General features: G+C 61.5%; 22 protein-coding genes. 12 read left to right on the forward strand and 10 right to left on the reverse strand.

Going from position 1 to position 21,650, the window contains the following annotated elements; genetic code table 11:
* Positions 1-8: 8 nt before the first annotated feature.
* Entirely contained in the window at positions 9-2,408 is a 2,400-nt protein-coding gene (locus G7047_RS10480) for a DUF5979 domain-containing protein (RefSeq protein WP_166304607.1), read from the reverse strand.
* Positions 2,409-2,813: 405 nt separating this feature from the next.
* Between G7047_RS10480 and G7047_RS10485 the strand changes: the two genes are divergently transcribed.
* Positions 2,814-3,722, forward strand: coding sequence for a hypothetical protein (locus G7047_RS10485; protein ID WP_371813859.1), 909 nt, complete (start codon positions 2,814-2,816; stop codon positions 3,720-3,722).
* A 117-nt stretch (positions 3,723-3,839) separates the two neighbouring features.
* Complete coding sequence (locus G7047_RS10490) at positions 3,840-4,781, forward strand: AEC family transporter (protein ID WP_371813860.1); 942 nt, start codon at positions 3,840-3,842, stop codon at positions 4,779-4,781.
* Between the two features lie 18 nt (positions 4,782-4,799).
* On the opposite strand, the gene pdxH is transcribed toward G7047_RS10490, so the two are convergent.
* The 3 genes from pdxH to G7047_RS10505 all read right to left on the reverse strand — a co-directional run bounded on the left by pdxH (position 4,800) and on the right by G7047_RS10505 (position 6,861).
* Positions 4,800-5,450: a pyridoxamine 5'-phosphate oxidase gene (gene pdxH, locus G7047_RS10495; RefSeq protein ID WP_166304611.1), complete on the reverse strand. Its 651-nt coding sequence runs from the start codon at positions 5,448-5,450 to the stop codon at positions 4,800-4,802.
* Positions 5,451-5,606: 156 nt separating this feature from the next.
* Positions 5,607-6,143 (reverse strand): superoxide dismutase family protein, encoded by a 537-nt coding sequence (locus G7047_RS10500; protein ID WP_166304615.1) that lies wholly within the window; start codon positions 6,141-6,143, stop codon positions 5,607-5,609.
* Between the two features lie 124 nt (positions 6,144-6,267).
* Positions 6,268-6,861 carry a gamma-glutamylcyclotransferase gene (locus G7047_RS10505; protein ID WP_166304618.1) on the reverse strand — a complete coding sequence of 198 codons (594 nt, stop codon included), beginning with the start codon at positions 6,859-6,861 and terminating at the stop codon, positions 6,268-6,270.
* A 74-nt stretch (positions 6,862-6,935) separates the two neighbouring features.
* Between G7047_RS10505 and G7047_RS10510 the strand changes: the two genes are divergently transcribed.
* Positions 6,936-7,475, forward strand: coding sequence for an OmpA family protein (locus G7047_RS10510; RefSeq protein WP_166304622.1), 540 nt, complete (start codon positions 6,936-6,938; stop codon positions 7,473-7,475).
* 316 nt (positions 7,476-7,791) lie between these two features.
* Here the strand turns inward: G7047_RS10510 and G7047_RS10515 are convergent, their stop codons facing one another.
* Entirely contained in the window at positions 7,792-8,835 is a 1,044-nt protein-coding gene (locus tag G7047_RS10515) for a LacI family DNA-binding transcriptional regulator (protein WP_166304626.1), read from the reverse strand.
* Between the two features lie 182 nt (positions 8,836-9,017).
* On the opposite strand from G7047_RS10515, the gene G7047_RS10520 reads away from it, so the two are divergent.
* The 6 genes from G7047_RS10520 (at position 9,018) to eda (ending at position 15,105) form a co-directional block, all read left to right on the forward strand.
* Positions 9,018-9,572, forward strand: a complete 555-nt coding sequence (locus tag G7047_RS10520) for a gluconokinase (RefSeq protein WP_205904763.1) — start codon at positions 9,018-9,020, stop codon at positions 9,570-9,572.
* Between the two features lie 50 nt (positions 9,573-9,622).
* The gene (locus tag G7047_RS10525; protein ID WP_166304629.1) at positions 9,623-10,135 is read left to right on the forward strand and encodes a TRAP transporter small permease; all 513 of its coding nucleotides are present in this window, start codon (positions 9,623-9,625) and stop codon (positions 10,133-10,135) included.
* A gap of 34 nt (positions 10,136-10,169) precedes the next feature.
* The gene (locus G7047_RS10530) at positions 10,170-11,450 is read left to right on the forward strand and encodes a TRAP transporter large permease (protein WP_166304632.1); all 1,281 of its coding nucleotides are present in this window, start codon (positions 10,170-10,172) and stop codon (positions 11,448-11,450) included.
* Positions 11,451-11,508: 58 nt separating this feature from the next.
* Entirely contained in the window at positions 11,509-12,528 is a 1,020-nt protein-coding gene (locus tag G7047_RS10535) for a TRAP transporter substrate-binding protein (protein WP_166304635.1), read from the forward strand.
* Between the two features lie 136 nt (positions 12,529-12,664).
* Positions 12,665-14,470 (forward strand): phosphogluconate dehydratase, encoded by a 1,806-nt coding sequence (gene edd, locus G7047_RS10540; RefSeq protein ID WP_166304638.1) that lies wholly within the window; start codon positions 12,665-12,667, stop codon positions 14,468-14,470.
* On the forward strand, positions 14,461-15,105 hold the full coding sequence (eda, locus tag G7047_RS10545; RefSeq protein WP_166304641.1) for a bifunctional 4-hydroxy-2-oxoglutarate aldolase/2-dehydro-3-deoxy-phosphogluconate aldolase: 645 nt from the start codon (positions 14,461-14,463) through the stop codon (positions 15,103-15,105). The genes edd and eda overlap by 10 nt, the downstream gene beginning before the upstream one ends.
* A 97-nt stretch (positions 15,106-15,202) precedes the next feature.
* Here the strand turns inward: eda and G7047_RS10550 are convergent, their stop codons facing one another.
* The 5 genes from G7047_RS10550 to G7047_RS10575 form a co-directional block, all read right to left on the reverse strand.
* On the reverse strand, positions 15,203-15,523 hold the full coding sequence (locus G7047_RS10550) for an RNA-binding protein (protein WP_166304644.1): 321 nt from the start codon (positions 15,521-15,523) through the stop codon (positions 15,203-15,205).
* An 80-nt stretch (positions 15,524-15,603) separates the two neighbouring features.
* Positions 15,604-15,870 carry a translation initiation factor IF-1 gene (gene infA, locus G7047_RS10555; protein WP_166304647.1) on the reverse strand — a complete coding sequence of 89 codons (267 nt, stop codon included), beginning with the start codon at positions 15,868-15,870 and terminating at the stop codon, positions 15,604-15,606.
* Positions 15,871-16,525: 655 nt separating this feature from the next.
* Entirely contained in the window at positions 16,526-16,978 is a 453-nt protein-coding gene (gene gloA, locus G7047_RS10565) for a lactoylglutathione lyase (protein ID WP_166304655.1), read from the reverse strand.
* A gap of 57 nt (positions 16,979-17,035) precedes the next feature.
* Positions 17,036-17,824 (reverse strand): SDR family NAD(P)-dependent oxidoreductase, encoded by a 789-nt coding sequence (locus tag G7047_RS10570; RefSeq protein ID WP_166304658.1) that lies wholly within the window; start codon positions 17,822-17,824, stop codon positions 17,036-17,038.
* Positions 17,825-17,881: 57 nt separating this feature from the next.
* Positions 17,882-18,793, reverse strand: a complete 912-nt coding sequence (locus tag G7047_RS10575; protein WP_166304661.1) for an EamA family transporter — start codon at positions 18,791-18,793, stop codon at positions 17,882-17,884.
* A gap of 62 nt (positions 18,794-18,855) precedes the next feature.
* Here G7047_RS10575 and G7047_RS10580 point away from each other — a divergent pair, with 62 nt between their 5' ends.
* From G7047_RS10580 to G7047_RS10590, 3 genes are all read left to right on the forward strand, one after another.
* On the forward strand, positions 18,856-19,764 hold the full coding sequence (locus G7047_RS10580; protein ID WP_166304664.1) for a LysR substrate-binding domain-containing protein: 909 nt from the start codon (positions 18,856-18,858) through the stop codon (positions 19,762-19,764).
* Between the two features lie 62 nt (positions 19,765-19,826).
* Positions 19,827-20,960, forward strand: coding sequence for a suppressor of fused domain protein (locus tag G7047_RS10585; protein ID WP_166304667.1), 1,134 nt, complete (start codon positions 19,827-19,829; stop codon positions 20,958-20,960).
* Entirely contained in the window at positions 20,953-21,588 is a 636-nt protein-coding gene (locus G7047_RS10590; RefSeq protein WP_166304671.1) for an N-methyl-D-aspartate receptor NMDAR2C subunit, read from the forward strand. The genes G7047_RS10585 and G7047_RS10590 overlap by 8 nt, the downstream gene beginning before the upstream one ends.
* Positions 21,589-21,650: the final 62 nt, after the last annotated feature.

Consider the following 21,650-nt stretch of genomic DNA (forward strand, 5'->3'; position numbering starts at 1 on the left):
GTATTCAGTCAGCGCGGGCCTTGGCGCGCTGCGGTTATGCGCTGGCGGCGCTGCCGCAGCGCGCCAAGGCCCGCCAAAGCCATGGAGAGGCCGCCCAAGGCCAGTGGTCCGAGTGAAGGCACGGGCGTCGGTGAGGGTGGATCGGTCACGACCGGAGGTGACACCTTCATTTCGTTGGCGACATCCACCACGACGCTTGCGTTGTCCGGCACGGTGACCGATTGTGGCGTGATGCCGGGCACTGCCCATGCCATGCCAACAGGTGCGCTCGGCAATTGCTCGCTGATTGCACAGGTCGCACCTGCGGGCACGCCCGGCATGTCGACCGACTGAGCACCGCTTGCGCTCATAGTCAGCGTGACAGGGGGGGGTTGTGCTGCAACGTTGCTGCAATTTGCGCTGAATTGCATCGCGAACGGCCCTTGAACACCTGTCGGTACAACGAGCTGCTTCTGAATGCGGATGGTGCCGCTGCCGCGAGTGAGTTGGTTGTTGAACGTGACCGAGACCGTTCCTGTTTTCGGATCAGTCACAGTGGCTGACTGGTTGGGAACGATCAACCAGGCATAGTTGATGGGCGCGGTGGGAAGCGTCTCGCTTACCGTGCATTGCGCGCCGACGGGCACATTCGGAATATCCACCCACTGCTGGCCGTTTCCAGTCATCGTGAGTGGCGCGGAGGCATAGACGGCGCTGCCGCAATCCGCAGAAAACCGCAGGTCGAAACTGCTCGTCACTTCGGCTGGCACCGTGAGGTTTTTGATCACGCGAATTGCCCCGGTGTTGCTGGCCAGTGGCTGGAGCGTGTTGGTGATGTCAAAGGGAACGGCCGTGCCTGCGCTCACCGATACGGGGGTGGTCGGCACGTTCTGTTGCCAGTAGAAGCCGGTGGGCGGCGCGGACAGCGTTTCGCTGACCGTGCACTGAGCGCCTGCGGGGATGCTCGTGATGTCAGTGCTTTGTGTGCCATCGATTTGCATCACCAGATCGGACGACTCGTAGCTGCTTGCGGCATTGGGTAGGTCGCAGGTGGCTTTGAAGCGCATGGTCGTCGAGGCGATCTGCCCGCTCAGCGCCATGGTCTTGTTCACGCGAATGCTACCGGTGGCCGGGGCAATTGGAGTGAGCACGTTGGTCACTGCAACATTGACGGTCTGCGCTGCTATGACGGTGGCGGGGGAGGTGGGCAGCGTCTGCGTCCATTGAAAGCCTGCAGGCGCGGCGTCCATCTGCTCCGAGATCGTGCACTGCGCACCATCGGGCAAGTTGGAGATGGTGATGTTCTGTGTGCCGGCGTTCAGCGCGGTGCTCGTGGATGCGAAGACTGAACCCGCCTGAGGCTTGTCGCAGGTAGCGAAGAACTGCGCGTGAATCGGCCCTGCCTGTCCCGCCGGCAGAGTCAACGTCTTCTGGATCTGGATAGCCCCTTCGAGTCCACCAGAGCAACTGGCGCTGTTGGCGGCATCGATCAGTGCGCCGGCCAGATTGGGATTGGTGACCGTCTGATTCGCACCCACGTACCAGGTGTTGACATCGCTGATGACGAATACGCACGCATGGGCCTCGGTCGGCGAGCGCGGCACGATAAGTGCAGCCACGTTGTTGACGATGCCGTTCTGCGTGCTGCTGGCAAGTGGGTATTCGCGTGGCATATAGAGCACATTGGCTTCGGGCACCCCGTTGATCGCCTTGTAGTCCCAGACGAACAGCGGGTTGACGCTCCCGAATGAACTGCTGAGACTCTGTGCTGCTGGAGATGTATTGAGGTCAGCGTAGGAACTGACGTTGTTGTTGCCCGGACTGATGCCCGCGGAAACATTCCAATTCGTGATGGCATTGACCCACGGAACGGAGATGTCCTGCACGTTGCTGGCGCATGACGAGCACTCGTCAGGAAATAGAAAGAACGACTTGGCATCGCCGTTGATGATGGATTGTTCGATGACAGCGCGGTTGCCCGCTTCGATCCCCTTGTAGGTCGCCATCACGATGATGGCGTCGTATTTGGAGCCGTCGCCCATCCGCAACTGGGCCGGAGTGAGAGAGGTGGGCGAAGGGTTGTGCGTTGCATCCAGCGGTTCCAGATGCTCGATGGTGTCGAGCTGGACATTGCTCACAGCGCTCAGTTGCGCCTTGGCTGCGTTGAAATAGTCGAGACTGCGGTTGTCGGTATTGGTCGGGCCAATCGGACTGTAGGTACTGGTATCACCAATCAGAAGCACATGCTTGATGGGAGCCGTTGTCTGTGCATGTGTTATTCCAGAGGTGCTGGCCCACACGACTCCAGCCGCCAACACCCAGATGCCACGGGACAGACGGCGCGCGAGTGGCGCGTACGAAGCCTTGTCGGAAATGCGTATGTTTGCCACCTGATGCGCCATTTCGTTCTGGTTGGAGATCGGCGCCATTGTAGTTTTTGTCTATTAATTTCATAAAGTGTTGAATGACATAAGTTTCTAATTGTTGCGGAGGTGCAACCGGATCAAAACCCGTGCGCTTTCGTGCGACAAGCGTCCGCTGATACGATCCGGGCTCATGGCCTGCCATCTTGCCTCTCCACGCTGCCTGCTGATTCAGCCGTCCGGTGCTTGCGGAGGTTCTGTCGTGCGCGCTTTTGGTGTCGCACGCGAGATCTGGCCATACCAGCCCGTCGCACATTCCCCCGCCCGGCGATAGGCAACCCTCTCTTTCTTCATCAGCACGCAGAACCTCATCCATCGCCGGGCACCAACGCTCTGCGTTGCGGTGTGTCGCTTGCGTAGGCCCAGCCACGTTCCAAGTCCACCCGCGCAATTCCCACAAGGAGTGACGGCATGGATCACACAATGGAATTCACCAAGCAGTTTCTGCGCGCAAAGAACCCCTGCGCGATGGGATTTCGCTGGTTTGTCCGCAACATCGAAGACGGCGTGGGCTACCAGAAGGCGCTCGACACGCTGGTGGAGGCGGGCCGCATCGAAGACGCGCTGTGGCTGATCAAGGCCTTCGGTCCGACGAACGATGTGCTCAAGGTGGACAGCCTCGAGGCCGACGCGGTGATCTTCGCGGGCACGATCGAGGTGCGTTCGGGCATCGACGTGGGCGGCATTCTCTATGCGGGGCGCTCCATCCACGCTGGTGGCGGCATCCGCAGTGGCGGATCGATCACGGCGGGCGAGGACATCCGCGTGGGCGGCAGCATCTTCTGCGGCGAGCATCTGCTCACCGGCGGCAATTTGCGCGCGGATTGGGGTATTGACGTGGAGAAGTCTCTGGCTTGCGGCGGCGACTTGCGCGCGGCATGGGATCTGAGCGTCAAGGACCGCATCGAGGTGCGCGGCAGCGCGGTGATTGGCCAGGATCTGCTTGCAGGCTTCAGCGTGCAATGTGACAAGAATCTGCGGGTCGGCGGTCATCTGCAGGCGGCCGATGCGGTGCGCGCGGGGCAGGGCATTTTGGTGGGCGCGAGCATTGAAGCGGCAACCCACATCGAGGCGGGCTGGGGCATCCGCGCCGGTCAATTCATCCATGTGCAGGGTGCCATCAAGGCAGGGGAAAGCCTGTCGTCGGGCGAAGACATCCGCGCGGGCGAAGGCTATGGCGTGTTCGCCGGGCTCAACGTGCAGGAGCAGTCGTGGGACGTGTGCGCGCAGGTATGGGCCCAGCAGCAGCCCGATGGCCTGCGTAGTGGTCATTTTTCCGGCCCGAGTCCTTTCGATGGTGGGCATTGCGCGGCGGCCTGAAGCATTCGCTTGGAATCACTAGAATCCAAGGCTTCCGCGACCCATTTCCTGTTTCCCGTTTTACGCAGCATCTTCGGATGCGATGGTTTGCGACTGCTTGCGACCATCCTTTTCCCCATGCTTTCATCGCTGATCCCCGTTCTGTTCTGCATCGCCCTCGGCTGGTTGGTGGCACGCATAGGCTGGGTTCGGGATGCGGCCATCAAGGATCTGAGCAACCTGGTCTTTCTGGTGCTCACGCCCGCGCTGCTGTTCCGCACCATGGGCCAGGTGCGGCTGCAGGAGCTGGACTTCAAACCCGTCGTTCTCTATTTCGCGGCAGTGACGATCCTGTTCGTCGGCACGCTGCTGGTACGCGGCTTTTCCAAGCGCGCGGCGGCCGAGGCGCTGTCCTGCGTCTTCAGTAACACGGTGATGATCGGCGTGCCGATCACCCAGTTTGTTTTCGGCGATTCGGCGCTGATCGTGCTGTTCACGCTGGTGTCGCTGCACTCACTGATTCTGTTGACCTCGGCCACGTTGATCTTTGAGCTGGCCGAAACCCGCGAGGCCACCGCGCGCGGCGATGAAACACCGAGACCGCTGTGGCGCACGTTGTTGCAGGCCGCGCGCAAGAGCATCATTCATCCGGTGCCACTGCCGATTCTGATCGGCCTTGTGTTCGCGCAGACTGGGCTGCAACTTCCCGCCGGGCTCGACAAGGGCCTGCAGATGATCGGCAACGCGCTGAGCCCCATGGCGCTGCTGCTGGTTGGCATTTCGCTGGCCTACACCCACATCGGCAGCAATCTGCGCACGGCTTTGACGATTGCGTTCGTGAAGAACCTGGTCATGCCCGCGCTGGTGCTTGCGATTGCGCCGTTGCTTGGTGTGTCGGGCCTGCCGCTGGCGGTGATGTTCGTGATCGCCGCCATGCCCGTCGGCGCGAACGTGTTTTATTTCACGCAGCGCTATGGTGTGATGCAGCAGGAGGTCTCTGCGAGCATCGCCGCATCGACGCTGCTCTCGCTCGCCACGCTGCCGCTCGCCATCTGGATCTCCCACATCATTCAGCCCTGATCACGTCAGGGCAACAGCTCAGGGCGCGAGGCGCTCGCGAATCCAGTCGCTGCCGTCCAGACGGTAGGAGAGGCGGTCATGCAGACGGCTCTTGCGGCCTTGCCAGAATTCCCAGCGATCGGGCACGAGGCGGAAACCGCCCCAGTGCGGCGGCCGCGGCGGGTTCAGCATGAACTTGGCGCCATATTTGGCGGCATTGGCCACCAGCACGCTGCGGCCTGCGATCACCTGGCTTTGCGGACTCGCCCAAGCGCCAATGCGTGAGTCGAGTGGGCGGCTCTTGAAATAGGCGTCACTCTCTTCGTCGCTGACCTTCTCCACGCGACCTTCGATGCGCACCACGCGTTCCAGCTCGACCCAATGGAACTGCAATGCGACAAACGGGTTGCCCGCAATCTGGCGACCTTTTCGGCTGTCGTAGTTGGTGAACCAGACAATGCCGCGCTCGTCATAGCCCTTGATCAGCACGATGCGGGTACTCGGGCGCATGTCACCTGCCACGGTGGCGACGGTCATGGCATTGGGTTCGGGGACCTGTGCGGCGATGGCTTCGTTGAGCCACTGGTCGAACTGCTGGAGCGGATCGCTTCGGGACGCATCCTCGCTGAGCTCCGCGCGTTCATAACTTTTGCGCAGATCGGCGATCTGGGAAGAAAGAGGGGTGGTCATGCGGACATTGTGCCTCGCCTGACTACCCCTCAAGGAGATATCAGTTGCCCACGAGGCCAAGCGCTACCCGCAGCGAGGACCGCGTCCTCCCGCCCGCATTGCGCAGCAATCCGAGAGCGGGGGAAAGGCGCGAAGCGACTCAGGGGGCAGAATGATTTACTTGATCACCGCACAGGCCAGGCGCGCACCGGCGTTGCCCGTCGGCTGGGTCTTGTAGTCATCAGGGTCCGCATGAACGATCAGTCCACGGCCGGTGATGTCGTTGGCCGCGCCGGTCTTGACGCTGATGCCGCGAATCTCGGTGTTGAAGCGAGCCACTCCGTTGGCGTCGGCACGCAGGCTCGGCAGATCGCCGCCGTGGTGCGCATCGGCGTCGAATTTGCCATGGGCGGATCCCGTAGGATTGAAGTGACCGCCTGCGCTCATACCATCACCACTCGAGCAGTCACCCTTGTCGTGAATATGGAAGCCGTGCTCGGAGTTGGGCTTGAGGCCGGTGATCTGGCCAGATGCCAGCACCACGTTGTCGGCCGTCTGCATGAAACGCACAGTGCCCTTCACCTCGTTGCCGCGCGTGGCTTCGAGTTCGCCAACCGCCTGCGGCTTGGTCGGCGATGTGGACGTGGAGCCGCAACCCGCAAGGACGAGCACCGCAGTTGCAGCGGCAAGGGAGAGACCGAATCGCATGGACATGTTGAATAAACCTCTTGTTACAAATGGAGGGAATCAAGCGAGCGGCAAGCACTCACGACTCTTGACTCGACCGACGTTCGGTATCGAGCTATCGGGCGCCTGCACGCCACATGACATCCTCGCATCAAGTGCGTGGTTTGGGAAGACTCAGGAGCCGCGCCAGTGCCCGGTCTTCGATGCCCATCTGCAGCAGTTGCTCATGCGTAGCGCGGGCATAGTCGTGGGTCGTGCCGAACTTGCCCGTGGCCTCGGAAAAAATCCGGCAGTACTCGTCGTCGCTCAGAATCCCCGTATGGCTCGGGCTTTTTCTCGACAGCGTGAAGGCCAGCGATTTGACCGGCCCCGCGCTGGTATGGCATTCCAGCCAGCGCGGGTCGTAGACGCCCATGACCATCTCGCGTGCCCAGAGATTGATCATCACCTCGCGGCCATGCGCCTTGTTCACGCGGAAAATCACGCCGCGGCAACTGCCACCCGAAAGCATGCCAAAAACGAGGCCCGGGCAGTCGGGCGTACCTCGGTTCACACGGCTCCACATCTTGAGTGCGCGGTGCCAGCCAAAGACCTTGGCGTCACGTCGTTCAGTAAAGTCAAAGTCCGGTCGCCAGATCAACGAACCGTAGCCAAATACCCACAAATCCTCGTCGCCTCCCCACTCATCGAGTGCTCTTTCAAGCATCGGGGCAGGGTCGCGGATGGGTACGGGCGTCGTCGGCATGTCAGGCACTCTACAATTGACAGGTTTTGTCTGACCAACATATCACGAATTATTTATCAACGGAGCCCCAACTCATGTCCTTCAATTCTTCCGACGACGACAGCCAACAACGCTTTGCCCTTGGTTTTCTTTTTGCCCTGATCGCTTTGGTGGTTTCGACCGTCGTCGGCGTCGTGGTCTACAAGCGCGGTATCGCCCACGCCTCCGCCAAGCCCGCCATCGTCAAGACCGTTGAAGTCACCGCGGTCGGTGCCGGTGGCAGCGTGATCGCTGAAGACGCAGCCTCCGTCGTCGTGATGGACAACGGTCTGGTGAAGTTCTTCTTCGCTTCCGGCAAAGCTGAAATCGCACCCGGCGCCAACACCGCACTCGTCGAAGTGATCAAGGGTGTCGTCGTGGGTGGCAAGCATGCCCAGATCTCCGGCTTCCACGACGCCACCGGCGACCTCGCCAAGAATCAGGAACTCGCCAAGCTGCGCGCTATCGCTGTGTCCGATGCACTCAAGTCCCTGGGCGTGGCCGAAGACAAGATCGATCTGAAGAAGCCAGAACAATCGCAAGCCAGCGGCACGAATGCGGAAGCGCGTCGCGTGGAAGTGATTCTGGTGCCCTGAACGGCACACGCGACGACAGGCTGAACGGCCTGCATGGCGATAGCGCCCCAGTGGTTGGAGATGTTCCAATCCCGGGGCGTTTTTTCATGGGGTCTTGTTTTGACGGTGCTGAATCATCCATCGCTCCTGCTTGGCATGGATGCGCACCCGTCGGCATCTTCTGTCAAGGCGAGTGGCGCCCCTCGAAAACCTTGCGCGCAGCGTTCTTCGTTGCTCCAGGGTGTTTGTGCGCGTGGTCAATGCGGATAGCAAAACTGCTCGGGCGATACTCAAGAAGAAGCGCCAAAAGACGGTCTGGTAGTCGCGATGCGGCGGATCAGGTGCTCTGTCGCACCACCAGCTCGTAGTCCAGCTCCACCGCCTGTGGCTTGAGCAACTTTCCGCGCATCAGCCCGAGCAACATCTGCGCGGCGGCTTCGCCGACCTGTTGGCGCGGGGTACGCACGGTGGTGAGGGGCGGGACCATTTGGTCGCTGCCCGCGAGGTCGTTGAAACCGGCCATCGCCACGCGTTCGGGCACGGAAATGCCGAGGCGGTTGGCCGCGAGCAGGCCGCCTTGGGCCAAGTCGTCGTTACAGAAGAAGACAGCATCTACATCGGGGTTGTGGGTGAGCACGTCTTCGAAGAGTCGGCCCCCGAGCGCAATAGATGATGGCTCTGGGCTCAGTAGTTCGAGGCGCGGATCGTAGAGGCCGGCTTCCTTGAGCGCGCGGCGGTAGCCTTCGGCGCGCTGCATCACGCGCGGGTCGAGCTGGGCGGCCGCGAAGGCGATGCGGCGATAGCCTCGGTCCAGTAGATGTTGCGTCATCGCCGCACCAGCCTTGGCCTGCGAGAAGCCGACGCTGCCGACGCCCAGCGCGCTGCTGGTTTCCATCATGTGCACGCAGGGCACGCCGCTGCGCGCGATGAGCTGGCGCGCGGCCTCACTGCGGTCGAACCCGGTGACCAAAAGGCCCGCCGGGCGGTGCGGTAGGTAGGTGCGCAGCAGCAATTCCTCTTCGGCGGTGTCGTAGTGGGTCACGCCGATCAGCGGCAGAAAGCCCTGCGGGAACAGCGTGCGATGAATGGACTCGAGCACATCGACGAACAGGTTGTTCGAGAGCAGCGGCACGAGCACCAGCACCTGCGTACTGCGCTGGGAGGCGAGGGCGCGTGCGGCTGGATCGGGCACATAGTGCAGCTCGTCCACCGCCTTGCGCACCCGCTCGACAAGCTCCTTGTCCACGCTGCGTTCGCCGCGCAAGGCGCGCGAGACGGTGATCGGGCTGACGTCTGCCGCCCGCGCCACATCGGCAAGGGTGACACGGCCGCTGGCGCGTCGGCTTCGTTTCGGGGCGAGGGCATCGGAAGCATCGGACAAAGGGTAACTCCTAGGCTGAACGATGATGATTGTGAATTAAGATAGCGCTATCCAAGCAGTTTTGCTTGAAATATTTACACCAAAGACGGATTCTCTGTCGAGGGACCAAGTGTGCAATGAGAAGGTCTCGTTCAACCCATTGCGCAAACCTCTTTTCAGAATTCATCTTCTTTTTTTGAATCATGCAGGATAGCGCTATCCAAACATTCGACTCACCAGCCATCGTTGTGATGGGTGTATCGGGCTGTGGCAAGTCCAGCGTGGCGGAGGCCTGTGCCAACGCGCTCGGCTGGCGGCTGCTGGAAGGTGATGCGTATCACCCGGCGGCCAATATCGAGAAGATGTCAGCAGGTATTCCGCTGACTGACGACGACCGTGCAGGCTGGCTTGATCTACTGGCTGGGCTGCTCGCGCCGCAGCAGGACGGGCAGGGCGTTGTTCTGACCTGTTCCGCGTTGCGCCGCAAATACCGCGATCGTCTGCGTGCCGCCAACCCGTACGTGGGATTTGCGTTTCTCGATCTGAGCTATGACGATGCGCTCAAACGTGTCGAGCAGCGTCCCGGACACTTTTTCTCTCCCGCGCTCGTGGCCAATCAATTCGCCACGCTGGAGCGACCCGTCAACGAGCCTGACGTGCTCACCCTGAACGCCACGCTGCCGATTGCCAAGTTGCAGTCGCACGTTGTGGAATGGGCCGAGCGCATGTTCTGGATTCAGTCGCCCAATCGGGCCTGAACCGGTTTGAAAAGTACATCGAAAGCACATCACGAGAAGGACCAGGAGACATGACCACTCCACACTCCAACGAAGCCGCGCAGGAGCGCAAACCGCTGATCAAACGGCTGGCCGAGCATTTCATGGTGGCCGCGCTGGCGGGCATGGTTATCGCCGTGTTCGTCAACGTCGTGCTGCGCTATGTGTTCGCGACCAGCATCGTGTCGTACGAGGAAATCTCACGCCTGCTGTTCGTGTGGCTGGTGGCCGTCGGCGCCATTGTCACTGCGTTCGAAGGCAAGCACCTCGGCTTCGACATGCTGACTTCGCGCCTCAAGGGCGCGCCCAAGAAAGTGCTGTTCTGGATCAGCCAGCTGCTGGTGACCGCCTGCATGGTGCTGCTGCTGGTTGGCTCGTGGGAGCAGGTGAAGGCCGGCATGGACAGCTACAGCACGGTGCTGGGCTATCCGCTCGCGCTGGGGGCCGCGGCCACGCTGGTGCTTGCGGTGGGTCTGCTGGTCTGCGTGGTAGTGGATCTGCTGCGCGGTGAACCGCCCGTGACCGAAGGCGCGGAAGTGGAATGACGAAGACGCGGCGACCGCACAAGGACTACACAACATGATCGTCACCCTCATTTTTCTGGCTGTGCTGATTGGCGGCATGGTCATCGGCATGCCAATTGCGCATGCGCTGATCCTCACTGGTGTCGCGCTGATGTGGCACCTCGACTTCTTCGACTCGCAGTTGCTCGCGCAGAACCTGCAGGCCGGATTTGACAACTTCCCGCTGCTGGCCGTGCCATTCTTCATTCTGGCGGGCGAGCTGATGAACGCGGGCGGCCTGTCGCGCCGCATCATCGATCTGGCGCGCGCCTTCTGCGGCCACATTCGTGGCGGTCTGGGCTTCGTAGCGATTGGCGCTGCGGTGCTGCTCGCGTCGATGAGCGGCTCGGCGATTGCCGACACCGCCGCGCTCGCAACGATTCTGCTGCCGATGATGCGCGACCAGAAATATCCACCCGGCTACAGCGCCGGTCTGCTGGCCTCGGGCGGCATCATCGCGCCGATCATTCCACCGTCGATGCCGTTCGTGATCTATGGCGTGACGACCAATACCTCGATCAGCAAGCTGTTCCTCTCGGGCATCGTTCCGGGCCTGATGATGGGGGTCTTCCTGATTGCCGCGTGGTGGTGGATCGCCCGCAAGAACGATCTGCCCGCCATGCCACGCGTTGGCTGGGGCGACCGTATGAAGGCGCTGGTGCAGAGCTTTTGGGCCATGATGATGCCGGTGATCATTCTGGGCGGCTTGAAGGGCGGCATCTTCACGCCGACCGAGGCAGCCGTGGTGGCTGCGGTCTATGCGCTGGTCGTCTCGATGTTCGTCTACCGCCAGCTCACCTGGAGCAAGCTCTACGAGGTGTTCCTCAACGCCGGCAAGACGACGGCGGTGGTGATGTTCCTCTGCGGCGCAGCCACGGTGACGGCCTACATGATCACGTTGGCTGATCTGCCCAACATGCTGGCCGAGAGCTTCACCAACGTGATGAGCAACCCGATGTGGTTCATGGCGCTGATGATGGTCTTCCTGCTTGTCGTCGGTACGGCGATGGACCTGACGCCGACCATCCTGATCTTCGGCCCGGTCTGCGCGCCGCTGGCCGTGAAGGCGGGCATCGATCCGGTGTATTTCGGCTTCATGTTCATCTATGTGGGTTGCATCGGTTTGATCACCCCGCCGGTCGGCACCGTGCAGAACGTGGTGGCCGGTGTCGGACGCATCCGCATGGAGACCGTCATCAGGGGCACGACGCCGTTCCTGCTGATGTACGTGCTGCTGCTGATCCTGTTCATCATCTTCCCGCAGATCGTGACCGCGCCGCTTCAGTGGATGCACTGACCGGCCCCACCCTTTCCGCCTGCCCCTTCCTTTTGTATTGACCGAGGAGATAACACCCATGCGAATCAAATTCACCCTCTGCGCGCTGGCCGTGGCCGCCGTCGCATCCACCGCTGCCGGCTTTGCGCAGGCGCAGGACTTCAAGCCGCGCATCGTGCGCTTCGGCTTCGGTCTGGTGGATGAATCCAACCAGGGCCGCGCCGCGCGCCTGTTCGCCAAGGAAGTGGAAAAGGCCACCGGCGGCAAGATGAAGGTGCGCGCCATTGGCAACGCATCGCTCGGCTCCGACACCCAGATGCAGCAGGCGCTGATCGGTGGTGCGCAGGAAATGATGGTCGGCTCGACCGCCACGCTGGTCGGTCTGGTGCCCGAGATGGGCATCTGGGACACGCCGTTCCTGTTCACCTCCGCCAAGGAAGCCGACACGGTGCTCGACGGCCCGGTGGGCGACAAGGTCAAGTCCAAGCTCGAAGCCAAAGGCATGGTCGGTCTGGTCTATTGGGAAAACGGCTTCCGCAACCTCACCAACAGCAAGCGCCCGGTCACCAAAGTGGAAGACCTGAACGACGTGAAGCTGCGCGTAATGCAGAACAACGTGTTCCTCGACAGCTTCAAGGCACTGGGCGCCAACGCCGTGCCGCTGCCGTTCTCCGAGCTGTTCACTGCGCTGGAAACCAAGGCGGTCGATGGTCAGGAAAATCCGTACAACACGGTGCTATCGAGCAAGTTCTACGAAGTGCAGAAGTACCTCACGGTCACCAACCACGTCTACAGCCCCTGGATCGTCACCGTGAGCAAGAAGTGGTGGGACACCCTGACGCCCGCCGAAAAGAAGGTGTTGCAGGACGCCGCCGTGAAAAGCCGTGACTTCGAGCGCAAGGACACGCGCGAAGAAACCGCCAAGGCGCTGGCCGACCTCAAAACCAAGGGCATGCAGGTCAACGAACTGTCCTCCTCCGAAGTCAACCGCATGCGCGAGAAGCTCACCAGCGTGAACGCCAATATCGCCAAGTCGGTGGGGCAATCCACCTGGGATGAAGTGAACGCGGCCGTGAAGAGCGTGCGCGAGCAGAAGTAAGCCGCGCTCTGCACGGAACCAGAACAGAAACCTGCTCAGCTGATGCAGGCTTCTTTCCATCTGCCGTCGCATGGCGGTATTACGATGGACGCCAACCCCACACCTACAAGCCGCGCCCATCGCGTGGCCAGACAGCATGTCAGTACATCCCACCGTTGAAGCCGTCACGCAGCGCATCCGCGAGCGCAGCGCCGACACCCGCCGTGCATATCTGGAGCAGGTCGATTTCCATGCCAAACGGGATCGCGGCGCCCAGCGGCTGGGTTGCGCCAATGTGGCGCATGCCTTTGCTGCCATGCCCGGCAACGACAAGCTGCGCGTCGTGGTCGAGCGCGCGCCCAACATCGGCATCGTCACCGCCTACAACGACATGCTCTCGGCCCACGCGCCGTTGCAGCACTATCCCGACCTCATCAAGGCCGAGGCGCGACTGCACGGCGCGACCGCGCAGGTGGCAGGCGGCGTGCCCGCCATGTGCGATGGCGTGACCCAAGGCGCGCCCGGCATGGAGCTGTCACTGTTCTCGCGCGACGTGATCGCGATGAGCACAGCCGTGTCACTGTCGCACGATGTGTTCGACCGCGCGCTGATGCTCGGCGTGTGCGACAAAATCGTGCCAGGTCTCTTGATCGGCGCGCTGCAGTTCGGCCATCTTCCCACCGTCTTTGTGCCTGCGGGGCCGATGACCTCCGGCCTGTCCAACAGCGCCAAGGCCAAGGTGCGCGAACAGGCCGCGCAGGGCCTCGTAGGCCGCGAGACGCTGCTCGACGCCGAGATGCACGCCTACCATTCCGAAGGCACCTGCACCTTCTACGGCACGGCCAACAGCAACCAGATGTTGCTCGAGGCCATGGGCCTGCATGTGCCGGGAACCGCCTTCATCAACCCCGGCAGCGAGATGCGCGCCGAGTTGACCCGCGAAGCTGCGCGCACCGTGCTTGCCAAGGACTGCCCGCCGATCGGCAAGTTGGTCGATGAGCGCGTGATCGTCAATGCCATGGTCGCGCTGCTCGCCACGGGCGGCTCCACCAACCACCTGATCCACTGGGTCGCAGTGGCCCGTGCAGCGGGCATCGTGATCGACTGGGATGATTTTTCCGCGCTTTCGGCCGTTGTGCCGCTGTTGGCGCGTGTCTACCCCAACGGCAGCGCCGACGTGAACCAGTTCCAGGCCGCAGGCGGCCCGGGGTATGTGATCCGTGAGCTGCTCGATGGCGGTTTCATGCATGTCGACGTGCTGGCTGTGCGTGCCGGTGGCATTCGCGAATTCACCCGCATTCCCGAAGGGCGGGAAGGGCGTTTGCAGTGGGCGGACGCTGGCGTGTCCGGCGACGACGCCGTGCTCCGTCCGCACACCACGCCGTTTCAGGCGACCGGCGGACTCATGCTGCTCAAGGGCAACATGGGTCGCAGCGTGATCAAGGTGTCGGCTGTGCCGGAGGACCGTCACATCGTTGAGGCACCAGCCAAAGTGTTTACTTCTCAAGCCGCGTTGCAGGACGCGTTCCAGGCCGGCGAGCTCGACCGTGATGTGGTTTGCGTGGTACGCTGGCAGGGCCCCAAGGCCAACGGCATGCCCGAGCTGCACAAGCTCACGCCACCGCTCGCCGTACTGCAGAACAAAGGCTTTCGCGTGGCGTTGGTGACTGATGGGCGAATGAGCGGCGCTTCCGGCAAGGTGCCCGCCGCCATCCATGTCAGCCCCGAGGCTTTGGACGGTGGACCGCTCGCGAAGGTGCAGGACGGCGATATGATTCGCCTCGATGCGGTCGCCGGCACGCTCGACGTGCTGGTGCCCGCCGATCAATGGCAGATGCGCTCCAACGCAACTCCCCCCGAATCCGAATTGAAGGCCAATGGCCACGGCTGGGGACGCGAGCTGTTCGCGGGCTTTCGCCGCAATGCGCTCAGCGCAGAAGAAGGTGCTTGTACATGGCTCTAGAAATATTGACCGCGCTCGACGTGATGAGCGACGCGCCCGTCATCCCGGTCATCGTTCTCAATGACGTCAACGACGCCGTCCCGATGGCCAAGGCCTTGGTGGCCGGTGGTATCCGCATGCTCGAGGTGACGCTGCGTACCCCGCAGGCTCTGGCCTGCATCGAAGCCATCGCGCGCGATGTGCCCGAAGCCGTGATTGGCGCTGGCACCATCCGCACGGCCGCCGACGCCAAGGCCGCCGCCGACGCCGGAGCCCGCTTTGCGGTGAGCCCCGGGTTCACCGACAAGATGGCCCAAGCCGCACGCGACGTAAACCTGCCCCTGTTGCCCGGCGTGGCGACGGGCAGTGAAGTGATGATGGCGATGGAGGCAGGCTTCAATCACCTCAAGTTCTTTCCGGCCCTGCAGTCGGGCGGCATCCCCATGCTCAAGGCATGGCAGGGCCCGTTCTTCGACGTGAAGTTCTGTCCCACCGGCGGCGTCACGCCGAGCAACGCGGCGGAATTCCTCGCTCTCTCGAACGTGATCTGCGTGGGTGGCTCCTGGCTTGTGCCCGCAGACGTTGTTGCGCAAAAGGACTGGGCGCATATCACGCGCCTGGCTTGGGACACGGCGCTGCTCAAGCCGCGCGGCTGAATCTACCGAAACCCTGAATCAACACGATTCAGGGTGGTACCCATAAAAAAACCGCCCGAAGGCGGTTTTTTGTTTTCAGGCCGAGGCCCGGGTTCGATCAGTAACGATCGCCACCACGGTAGCCGCCGCCGCCGGAGCGGTTGCCGCCACCGAAGCCACCTTCGCGGCGCTCTGGAGGACGTGCCACATTCACCTTGATGGCGCGGCCGTCGACGGACTGGCCGTCCAGTGCGTTGATAGCGGCTTGCGCTTCAGCGTCCGTTTCCATTTCCACAAAGGCGAAGCCCTTGGAGCGGCCGGTTTCACGGTCCATCACCAGCTTGGCGCTGGCAACGTTGCCGAATTCGCCGAAGGCTTGTGTCAGCGATTCGTTGGTGGTCGAGTAAGAGAGGTTGCCGACGTACAGACGGTTGTTCATATGAATTTCCTGGTTGAGTTGAATCGGATCAGCAAGTGCTGGTCCGAAGCGTTGGGTTGATTGAGAGGTGAAAAAAAGGATCAGTTGCGCTTGCGAAACGGAGTCTTGGCGGGCGCGCCAGAGCGGGTTTCAATGTGACGGAACGTCACCCGGCCCTTGGTGAGGTCATATGGAGACATCTCCAATGTGACCTTGTCACCGGCCAGAATTCGAATCCGGAATTTTCGCATTTTCCCGCCAGTGTAGGCGACGAGTTGATGTCCGTTTTCCAACGTGACACGATAGCGGGCGTCGGGCAACACTTCATCGACCCGGCCTTGCATTTCAATCAATTCTTCTTTGGCCACAGTTCTCCTTGGGATATGACGGTACTTGTTAGTTGAGTCGATTCGAGAGCACCATGTCTCTTCCCTCGCTGAGGGCGTGTTGGGATGCCAACAACTGAGAGGGGAAGCTCGATACGAATCTGAATATGCGGTCGTACATGCCGCGGCGAATGGAGACGGAGGCGGAGAACTCGCCTCCGCAAGTAGATTTGACGAGCGGCGTAACTATGTAGCTGCCAACTCGTTCACAGGGAGTCTGGGACATGCGTCTTGCACTCGCTGTACAGAGTGCGTGTATATATGATTTGGGTTCTTCACAGGCGCCAATGTGCGGACGTCCATGCAAGAGACTGGGTGAAAGTCCGCAAGATGGGACTTGGAAATGCTCACCGCAAGACAAAGAAACAACTCGAAAGTCATTCTTGAAAGAAGTTGGACCAGCTAGCCAAGGGGCCTAGTCGGGTCATACAGGCGCTAAGAAAGGCGAGAGTGTGCCTAGCGCATCCTTCGATTATACACTTAATTGTTTCTCGATGCTGAGCATTCAAGAACGGCCTTGCATTTTGTTTCAGAAACTCCATGCATGGTTTGTATTGGAGCGGTCGATACGAGAAATCGGCCGTCGTGAAAAAGCCACCGCGAGGTGGCTCTTCACGCATTCAAAACGAACCAGGAATCAGGTATTGCGAAGTGGGTCGAAGGTTCCACCAGCAGCGCTTTGGCGTTCGCTCTGGTGCGCCCTTGAATTTTCTTGTATTAATTCGATCTTGTAGCCATCCGGATCCGTGACGAATGCGATCACGGTCGATCCGCCCTTGACGGGGCCTGCTTCACGCGTGACGTTACCGCCGTTAGCCTTGATCTTTTCACAGGCGGCATAGGCATCCGCCACGCCCAGGGCGATATGGCCGTAGGCCGTGCCCAGTTCGTAGCTTTCGGTGCCCCAGTTGTAGGTCAGTTCGATCTCGGCCTGCCCGGGGTTTCCGCCTTCGTAGCCAACGAACGCGAGCGAGTACTTGTATTCAGGGTTCTCGGATATGCGCAGCAGCGTCATGTCGAGCACCTTGGTGTAGAAGTCAATCGAGCGCTGGAGATTGCCAACGCGCAGCATCGTGTGGAGTAATCGCATGGCGCTATTTTGCCGTCATCTTGTGGCTGTTGTGAGCGTGCGGATTAACCTCGGCGATCACACCGGCACGGTGTAATTCAGCGCCATGCGCCCGCCGTCGATGGTGATGATGTCGGCCGTCACGTAGCTTGATGCATCGCTTGCCAGCCATGCCACAGCATCGGCCACTTCTTCGGGGGTGCCGAGGCGCTTCATCGGTGTGCGGCTCATCACCTTGTTCTTGGCTTCCTCGCTGGTGAGCACGGCTTTGGCGGCGAGTTCAGTGGCGATGGTGCCGGGCGCGACCGCGTTGACGCGAATGCCCTTGTCTGCCAGCGACAACGCCATGACGCGCGTGAGTTGGTTGATGCCGCCCTTGCTCACGTTGTAGCTGGCGAGGTTGGGGATGGCGAGCACGCTGTTCACCGAACTCATGTTGATGATGCTGCCCGAACCTTGCCGTGCCATTTCGCGTGCGACGGCCTGGCCCATGAGGAAGGCTCCCTTGATGTTCACGCGCAGCACGGCATCAAAGTCTTCTTCGGCGATGTCCAGAAAATCGGCCACCTTGAAGATGCCCGCATTGTTGACAAGCACATCAATGCGTCCATGCAACGCCATTACCTGTTGGACGAGCGCATCCACCTCGGCCTTGTTGCCGACGTCGCAGTGAATATAGGTGCCGCCAATACTGTCAGCCAGTTGCCTGCCGATGGCGTCGTTCACGTCGGAGACGATGACTTTGGCGGTCTCGCGTGCGAAGCGCTGAGCGCAGGCTGCGCCTATACCTTGCGCGCCGCCGGTAACGATGCAGACGCGGTCATCGAGGCCGAAGTGGATGGGGGACTGTTGGGTTGGGATGTTCATGGGAATGAGCCTAAGCGAACTTGATGCGAGCTGCCAATAGGGAAGGAGTTGATTCCATCAAACGGTCTTTCGCGTACCCGCCAGACCCAGCGTCTGCAGCAGTTTGGCAAGCTGTTCACGCGAGCTGATCAGCACGCACAGTCCGGCAAGTACGGCAAGCGCTCCCGCCAGCTCGCCAGCGTTGAACCGCTCGCCCAGCAGCACGGCTGAGGCGGTTAGTCCGAACACTGGTACCAGCAGCGAAAACGGGGCAATCTTCGAGGCAGGGTACTCGCTGATCAGCCTGCCCCAGATGCCGTAGCCGATGGTGGTTGACAGCACGGCGAGATAGAGCACTGCGAAGATGCCGCTTGGCTGGATGTGGGTGAGTGCGTGCAGCATGCGTTCCGGGCCTTCCAGGATGGCCGACATCGCAAGCAGCGGCAGGGGCGGAATCAGGCTGAGCCAGGCCATCAGCGCCATCATGTCGGCGGAGCCCGAGCCGCGCAGCAGCACGTTGCCCATGGCCCAGCTCACGGCCGCGCCGATGCAAAGCGCAAAACCTAGCAGCGTGAACTGCGCCCCGCCGGCCGAGGTGACGATAAGCGCAAGACCGCAGCACGCGAGCAGACTGCCGACGATGTGATTCACGCGAATTTTCTCGCCGAAGGCCATGGAGGCGAACAGCATAGTGAGAAAAGCCTGCGCCTGCAGGATGACCGCCGCGAGTCCTGCGGACAGGCCGTGAGCCATGCTCAGGAACAAGAGCGAGAACTGACCGATGAACAGCGTGGACGCAATCGCGATCATGCGCGGCCAGGAGATGTTTTTCGGGCGCGGCAGGAACAATGCGGGCAGGCAGGCGAGCACAAAGCGCAGGGCCAGAAGCAGCAGGGGCGGGAAGGTGCCGAGGCCGATGCGGATCACCGAGAAATTGATGCCCCAGATCGCGGTGACCATGATGGCCAGAAGAATGTGTTTGCGCTGCATTGCAGCATGGTAGAAGCTGCTTGGCATAATCAAAACAAGTATGAAAACTATCAGTTATCACCATGCTTGATGACAGGCGCGTCGATCTCAACCTGCTGCGGGTGTTCCAGATGCTGGCGAGCGAGCTGAACGCCACGCGGGCGGCCGAGCGACTGGGCATCAGCCAAGCGGCGGTGAGCGCGTCGCTCAAGCGGCTGCGCGTGCTGTATGGCGATCCTCTGTTCAAGCGCACGCAGCGCGGCCTGCAGCCCACGCCGCGTGCGGTGTTGCTGCAGCCGGCCATCAATGAGGCGCTGCGCATCGTTGAGGAAACGCTGGCGAGCGTGGGCGATGAGCCCGCCGCACCGCAGGAGATTGTGCGCATCGGGCTTTCCGACGATTTCGAGATGGCCTACGGCGCGCAAATCATTGCGCTGGCGCGCGAGCAGCTGCCGCAGACGCGCATCGTGTTTCGGCAGACCAACAGTGCAATGGCAGCCTCCGCGTTGCACGACCACGAGATCGATCTGGCGATCACCTCGGGCAGCATCAACGATGCGCGCATCCGCCATCTGTCGCTGGGCAGTGCGGACTACGCTATCGTCTATGACCCGGCATTCCGCAAAGTGGAGCAGGGCGTGTTCACGCTTGAGGAGTTTTTGGCTCGTGAGCATCTGCTGGTCTCGTTTTCCGGGCTGACCGGCGTCACCGACGAGGTGCTGGCCGAGCACGGCCTCAGGCGCACGGTGCATGCTGCGACAACGCATTTCTCAGGCTTGCCGTTTCTGCTCAGGAACGGGGATCGCATTGCGACGATTCCCAGCCACGCGGCGGCTGCGCTGTGCCGGTTGGGGGTGTTCGCGTCATCGCCGTGCCCCGTGGCGTTTCCGCGTTACGCGTTTGGCTTGAGCTGGCATTTCGAGGCGCTGCGCAGGCCCCGCATCATGAAGATGCGCGACCTGATTTCGGCGCTTTTCAAACGGCTTGAATAATTCAATAACAAATTCAACATCGCAATTCGTTAGCATTAACGCAATCACCATGGAGGACCCGCATGACCGATTCGCCAGATACCGATGACGCCGATTCCGCACTGGGCTGGGACGCCATCGATATGGTCGCCGTGAAGGTCTATGGCGCTCAGGAGCCGCAGCACTATGGCACCGCCATCAGCTACCGGCTTGGCGGAAATGATCCGCTGCAGGGTATCAGCGTCTACCGCAACGCGGGCGATTCGGGCTCGCAGCCGCATTGGCACTATCTGACCTATGGCTTCAGCGATCTGTATGGCGAGGATGAAGAAGATGGCGATGATGCGGGCGACTCGAATGAAGACAGGCGCAGTGGCTATGGCTTCGAGTTGACTTTCCGCCTGCCCATCGAGGGCGCGGAAACGACACCGCCGACCTGGCCACTGAACTTTCTGCAGAACATCGCGCGCTACGTCTTCCAGAGCGGCAACGTGTTCGCGGCAGGGCACTGGATGACGGCCAACGGCCCGATTAAGGCAGGCGCCGACACGCAGATCACCGAGATGGGCTTTGTGGCAGATCCGCAGTTTCCCGCGACGGTCTCGCCTTATGGCCGGATCGAGTTCCTGCAGATCGTCGGCATCACTGCGGGCGAACTCGCCGAGGGCAAGCGTTGGAATCTACGCGGGCTGCTGTCGGCGCTTGAGCCGCAGATGCCGCTGTGGGTGACTGACATCCATCGCGCAAGCCTGCATACGCTGCCTGCGGTGAAGGCTGCCGTCGATCAGGGCGCAGGAAAAGACGGATCGAACACCGGCGTGCTCTACGGCAGCGTGCTCAAGCTGCAATCCGAAAAGAAATTGCTGCGCGCCGAAAAGGTCACCGTGACCATGGGCGCCTTGCTGGTGCGCGATCTGCTCGGACTGCTGCCCGGGCGGCTGCCGCACGACAAGGACCTGAGCGTCGCGGGCGATGATTTCTCGCTGATTTTCGAGCCAGCGGATGCTGGTTGCGCCTTCGAATGGGAGGATTCTCAGACGCTGCTCGTGCGCTTTGGACCGCGTGAATTACAGGCGTTTCTCGACACCGTCAAGCCGCGCGGCGCGGACTATGTTGTTCCCGGTCTGAACCACCTGATCTGGCGCGTCGAGCCTTCGCAGATCAAGGATCAGGACGGGCGGGTTCAGGAAGTCTTCGGTGAGCCGGGCGATGCCTGATCAGAGCGACACGCCATTCTTCGAGGTTTCGTGGCGGAGGGCCTGGCAGGCACTGGGTCTGGCACTGCCGCAAGACGCAGTTCTGCACGACCTGACGCATGCTTATAGCGAGGAGCAGCGCCATTACCACACGCTGCAGCACCTGCGCGAGACGCTCGCGCTGCTCGAGCCTGTGCTGCCGATGTGCCGGTCGCCTGGCGCGGTCGAGCTGGCTTTGTGGTTCCACGACGCGGTGTACGACCCCAAGGCCAAGGACAACGAGGCGCTGAGCGCGGACTGGGCCGTGCGAGTCTTGAGGGGGCAGGGCGCATTCGAGGCCCTGTGCGCACAGGTCGAGCGCCTGATTCTCGCGACACAGCACAGCGCCGAGCCCGGCGACCCGGATGCACGTCTTCTCGTCGATGTGGACTTGAGCATTCTCGCGGCCGAGCCCGCGCGCTTTGCCGAATATGAAAAACAGGTGCGCGAAGAATACGCCTGGGTTCCCAAACCGCTCTTTGTCATCAAGCGCAGGGAAGTGCTGCGCAGCTTTGCGCACCGGCCATTCATCTACGGCACGGAACATTTCCGGGCGCTGCTGGAAGCACGCGCACGTAAGAATCTGGAAAAAGCGCTGTCCTGGTTTTGAACGACGGTGGTCCTTTTGAAGGTGACCGCTGCGTTGCCATCAACCCGTCCATCCACCCTCGA

It is taken from the genome of Diaphorobacter sp. HDW4A, from assembly GCF_011305995.1.
In the GTDB taxonomy this organism is placed as follows: domain Bacteria; phylum Pseudomonadota; class Gammaproteobacteria; order Burkholderiales; family Burkholderiaceae_C; genus Diaphorobacter_A.

Coding starts and splice junctions, on each gene's coding strand:
- G7047_RS10480 (WP_166304607.1), bottom strand. CDS start 2,408: ATGGCGCCGATCTCCAACCAGAACGAAATGGCGCATCAGGTGGCAAAC.
- G7047_RS10485 (WP_371813859.1), top strand. CDS start 2,814: ATGGATCACACAATGGAATTCACCAAGCAGTTTCTGCGCGCAAAGAAC.
- G7047_RS10490 (WP_371813860.1), top strand. CDS start 3,840: ATGCTTTCATCGCTGATCCCCGTTCTGTTCTGCATCGCCCTCGGCTGG.
- pdxH (WP_166304611.1), bottom strand. CDS start 5,450: ATGACCACCCCTCTTTCTTCCCAGATCGCCGATCTGCGCAAAAGTTAT.
- G7047_RS10500 (WP_166304615.1), bottom strand. CDS start 6,143: ATGTCCATGCGATTCGGTCTCTCCCTTGCCGCTGCAACTGCGGTGCTC.
- G7047_RS10505 (WP_166304618.1), bottom strand. CDS start 6,861: ATGCCGACGACGCCCGTACCCATCCGCGACCCTGCCCCGATGCTTGAA.
- G7047_RS10510 (WP_166304622.1), top strand. CDS start 6,936: ATGTCCTTCAATTCTTCCGACGACGACAGCCAACAACGCTTTGCCCTT.
- G7047_RS10520 (WP_205904763.1), top strand. CDS start 9,018: ATGCAGGATAGCGCTATCCAAACATTCGACTCACCAGCCATCGTTGTG.
- G7047_RS10525 (WP_166304629.1), top strand. CDS start 9,623: ATGACCACTCCACACTCCAACGAAGCCGCGCAGGAGCGCAAACCGCTG.
- G7047_RS10530 (WP_166304632.1), top strand. CDS start 10,170: ATGATCGTCACCCTCATTTTTCTGGCTGTGCTGATTGGCGGCATGGTC.
- G7047_RS10535 (WP_166304635.1), top strand. CDS start 11,509: ATGCGAATCAAATTCACCCTCTGCGCGCTGGCCGTGGCCGCCGTCGCA.
- edd (WP_166304638.1), top strand. CDS start 12,665: ATGTCAGTACATCCCACCGTTGAAGCCGTCACGCAGCGCATCCGCGAG.
- eda (WP_166304641.1), top strand. CDS start 14,461: ATGGCTCTAGAAATATTGACCGCGCTCGACGTGATGAGCGACGCGCCC.
- G7047_RS10550 (WP_166304644.1), bottom strand. CDS start 15,523: ATGAACAACCGTCTGTACGTCGGCAACCTCTCTTACTCGACCACCAAC.
- gloA (WP_166304655.1), bottom strand. CDS start 16,978: ATGCGATTACTCCACACGATGCTGCGCGTTGGCAATCTCCAGCGCTCG.
- G7047_RS10570 (WP_166304658.1), bottom strand. CDS start 17,824: ATGAACATCCCAACCCAACAGTCCCCCATCCACTTCGGCCTCGATGAC.
- G7047_RS10575 (WP_166304661.1), bottom strand. CDS start 18,793: ATGCAGCGCAAACACATTCTTCTGGCCATCATGGTCACCGCGATCTGG.
- G7047_RS10580 (WP_166304664.1), top strand. CDS start 18,856: ATGCTTGATGACAGGCGCGTCGATCTCAACCTGCTGCGGGTGTTCCAG.
- G7047_RS10585 (WP_166304667.1), top strand. CDS start 19,827: ATGACCGATTCGCCAGATACCGATGACGCCGATTCCGCACTGGGCTGG.
- G7047_RS10590 (WP_166304671.1), top strand. CDS start 20,953: ATGCCTGATCAGAGCGACACGCCATTCTTCGAGGTTTCGTGGCGGAGG.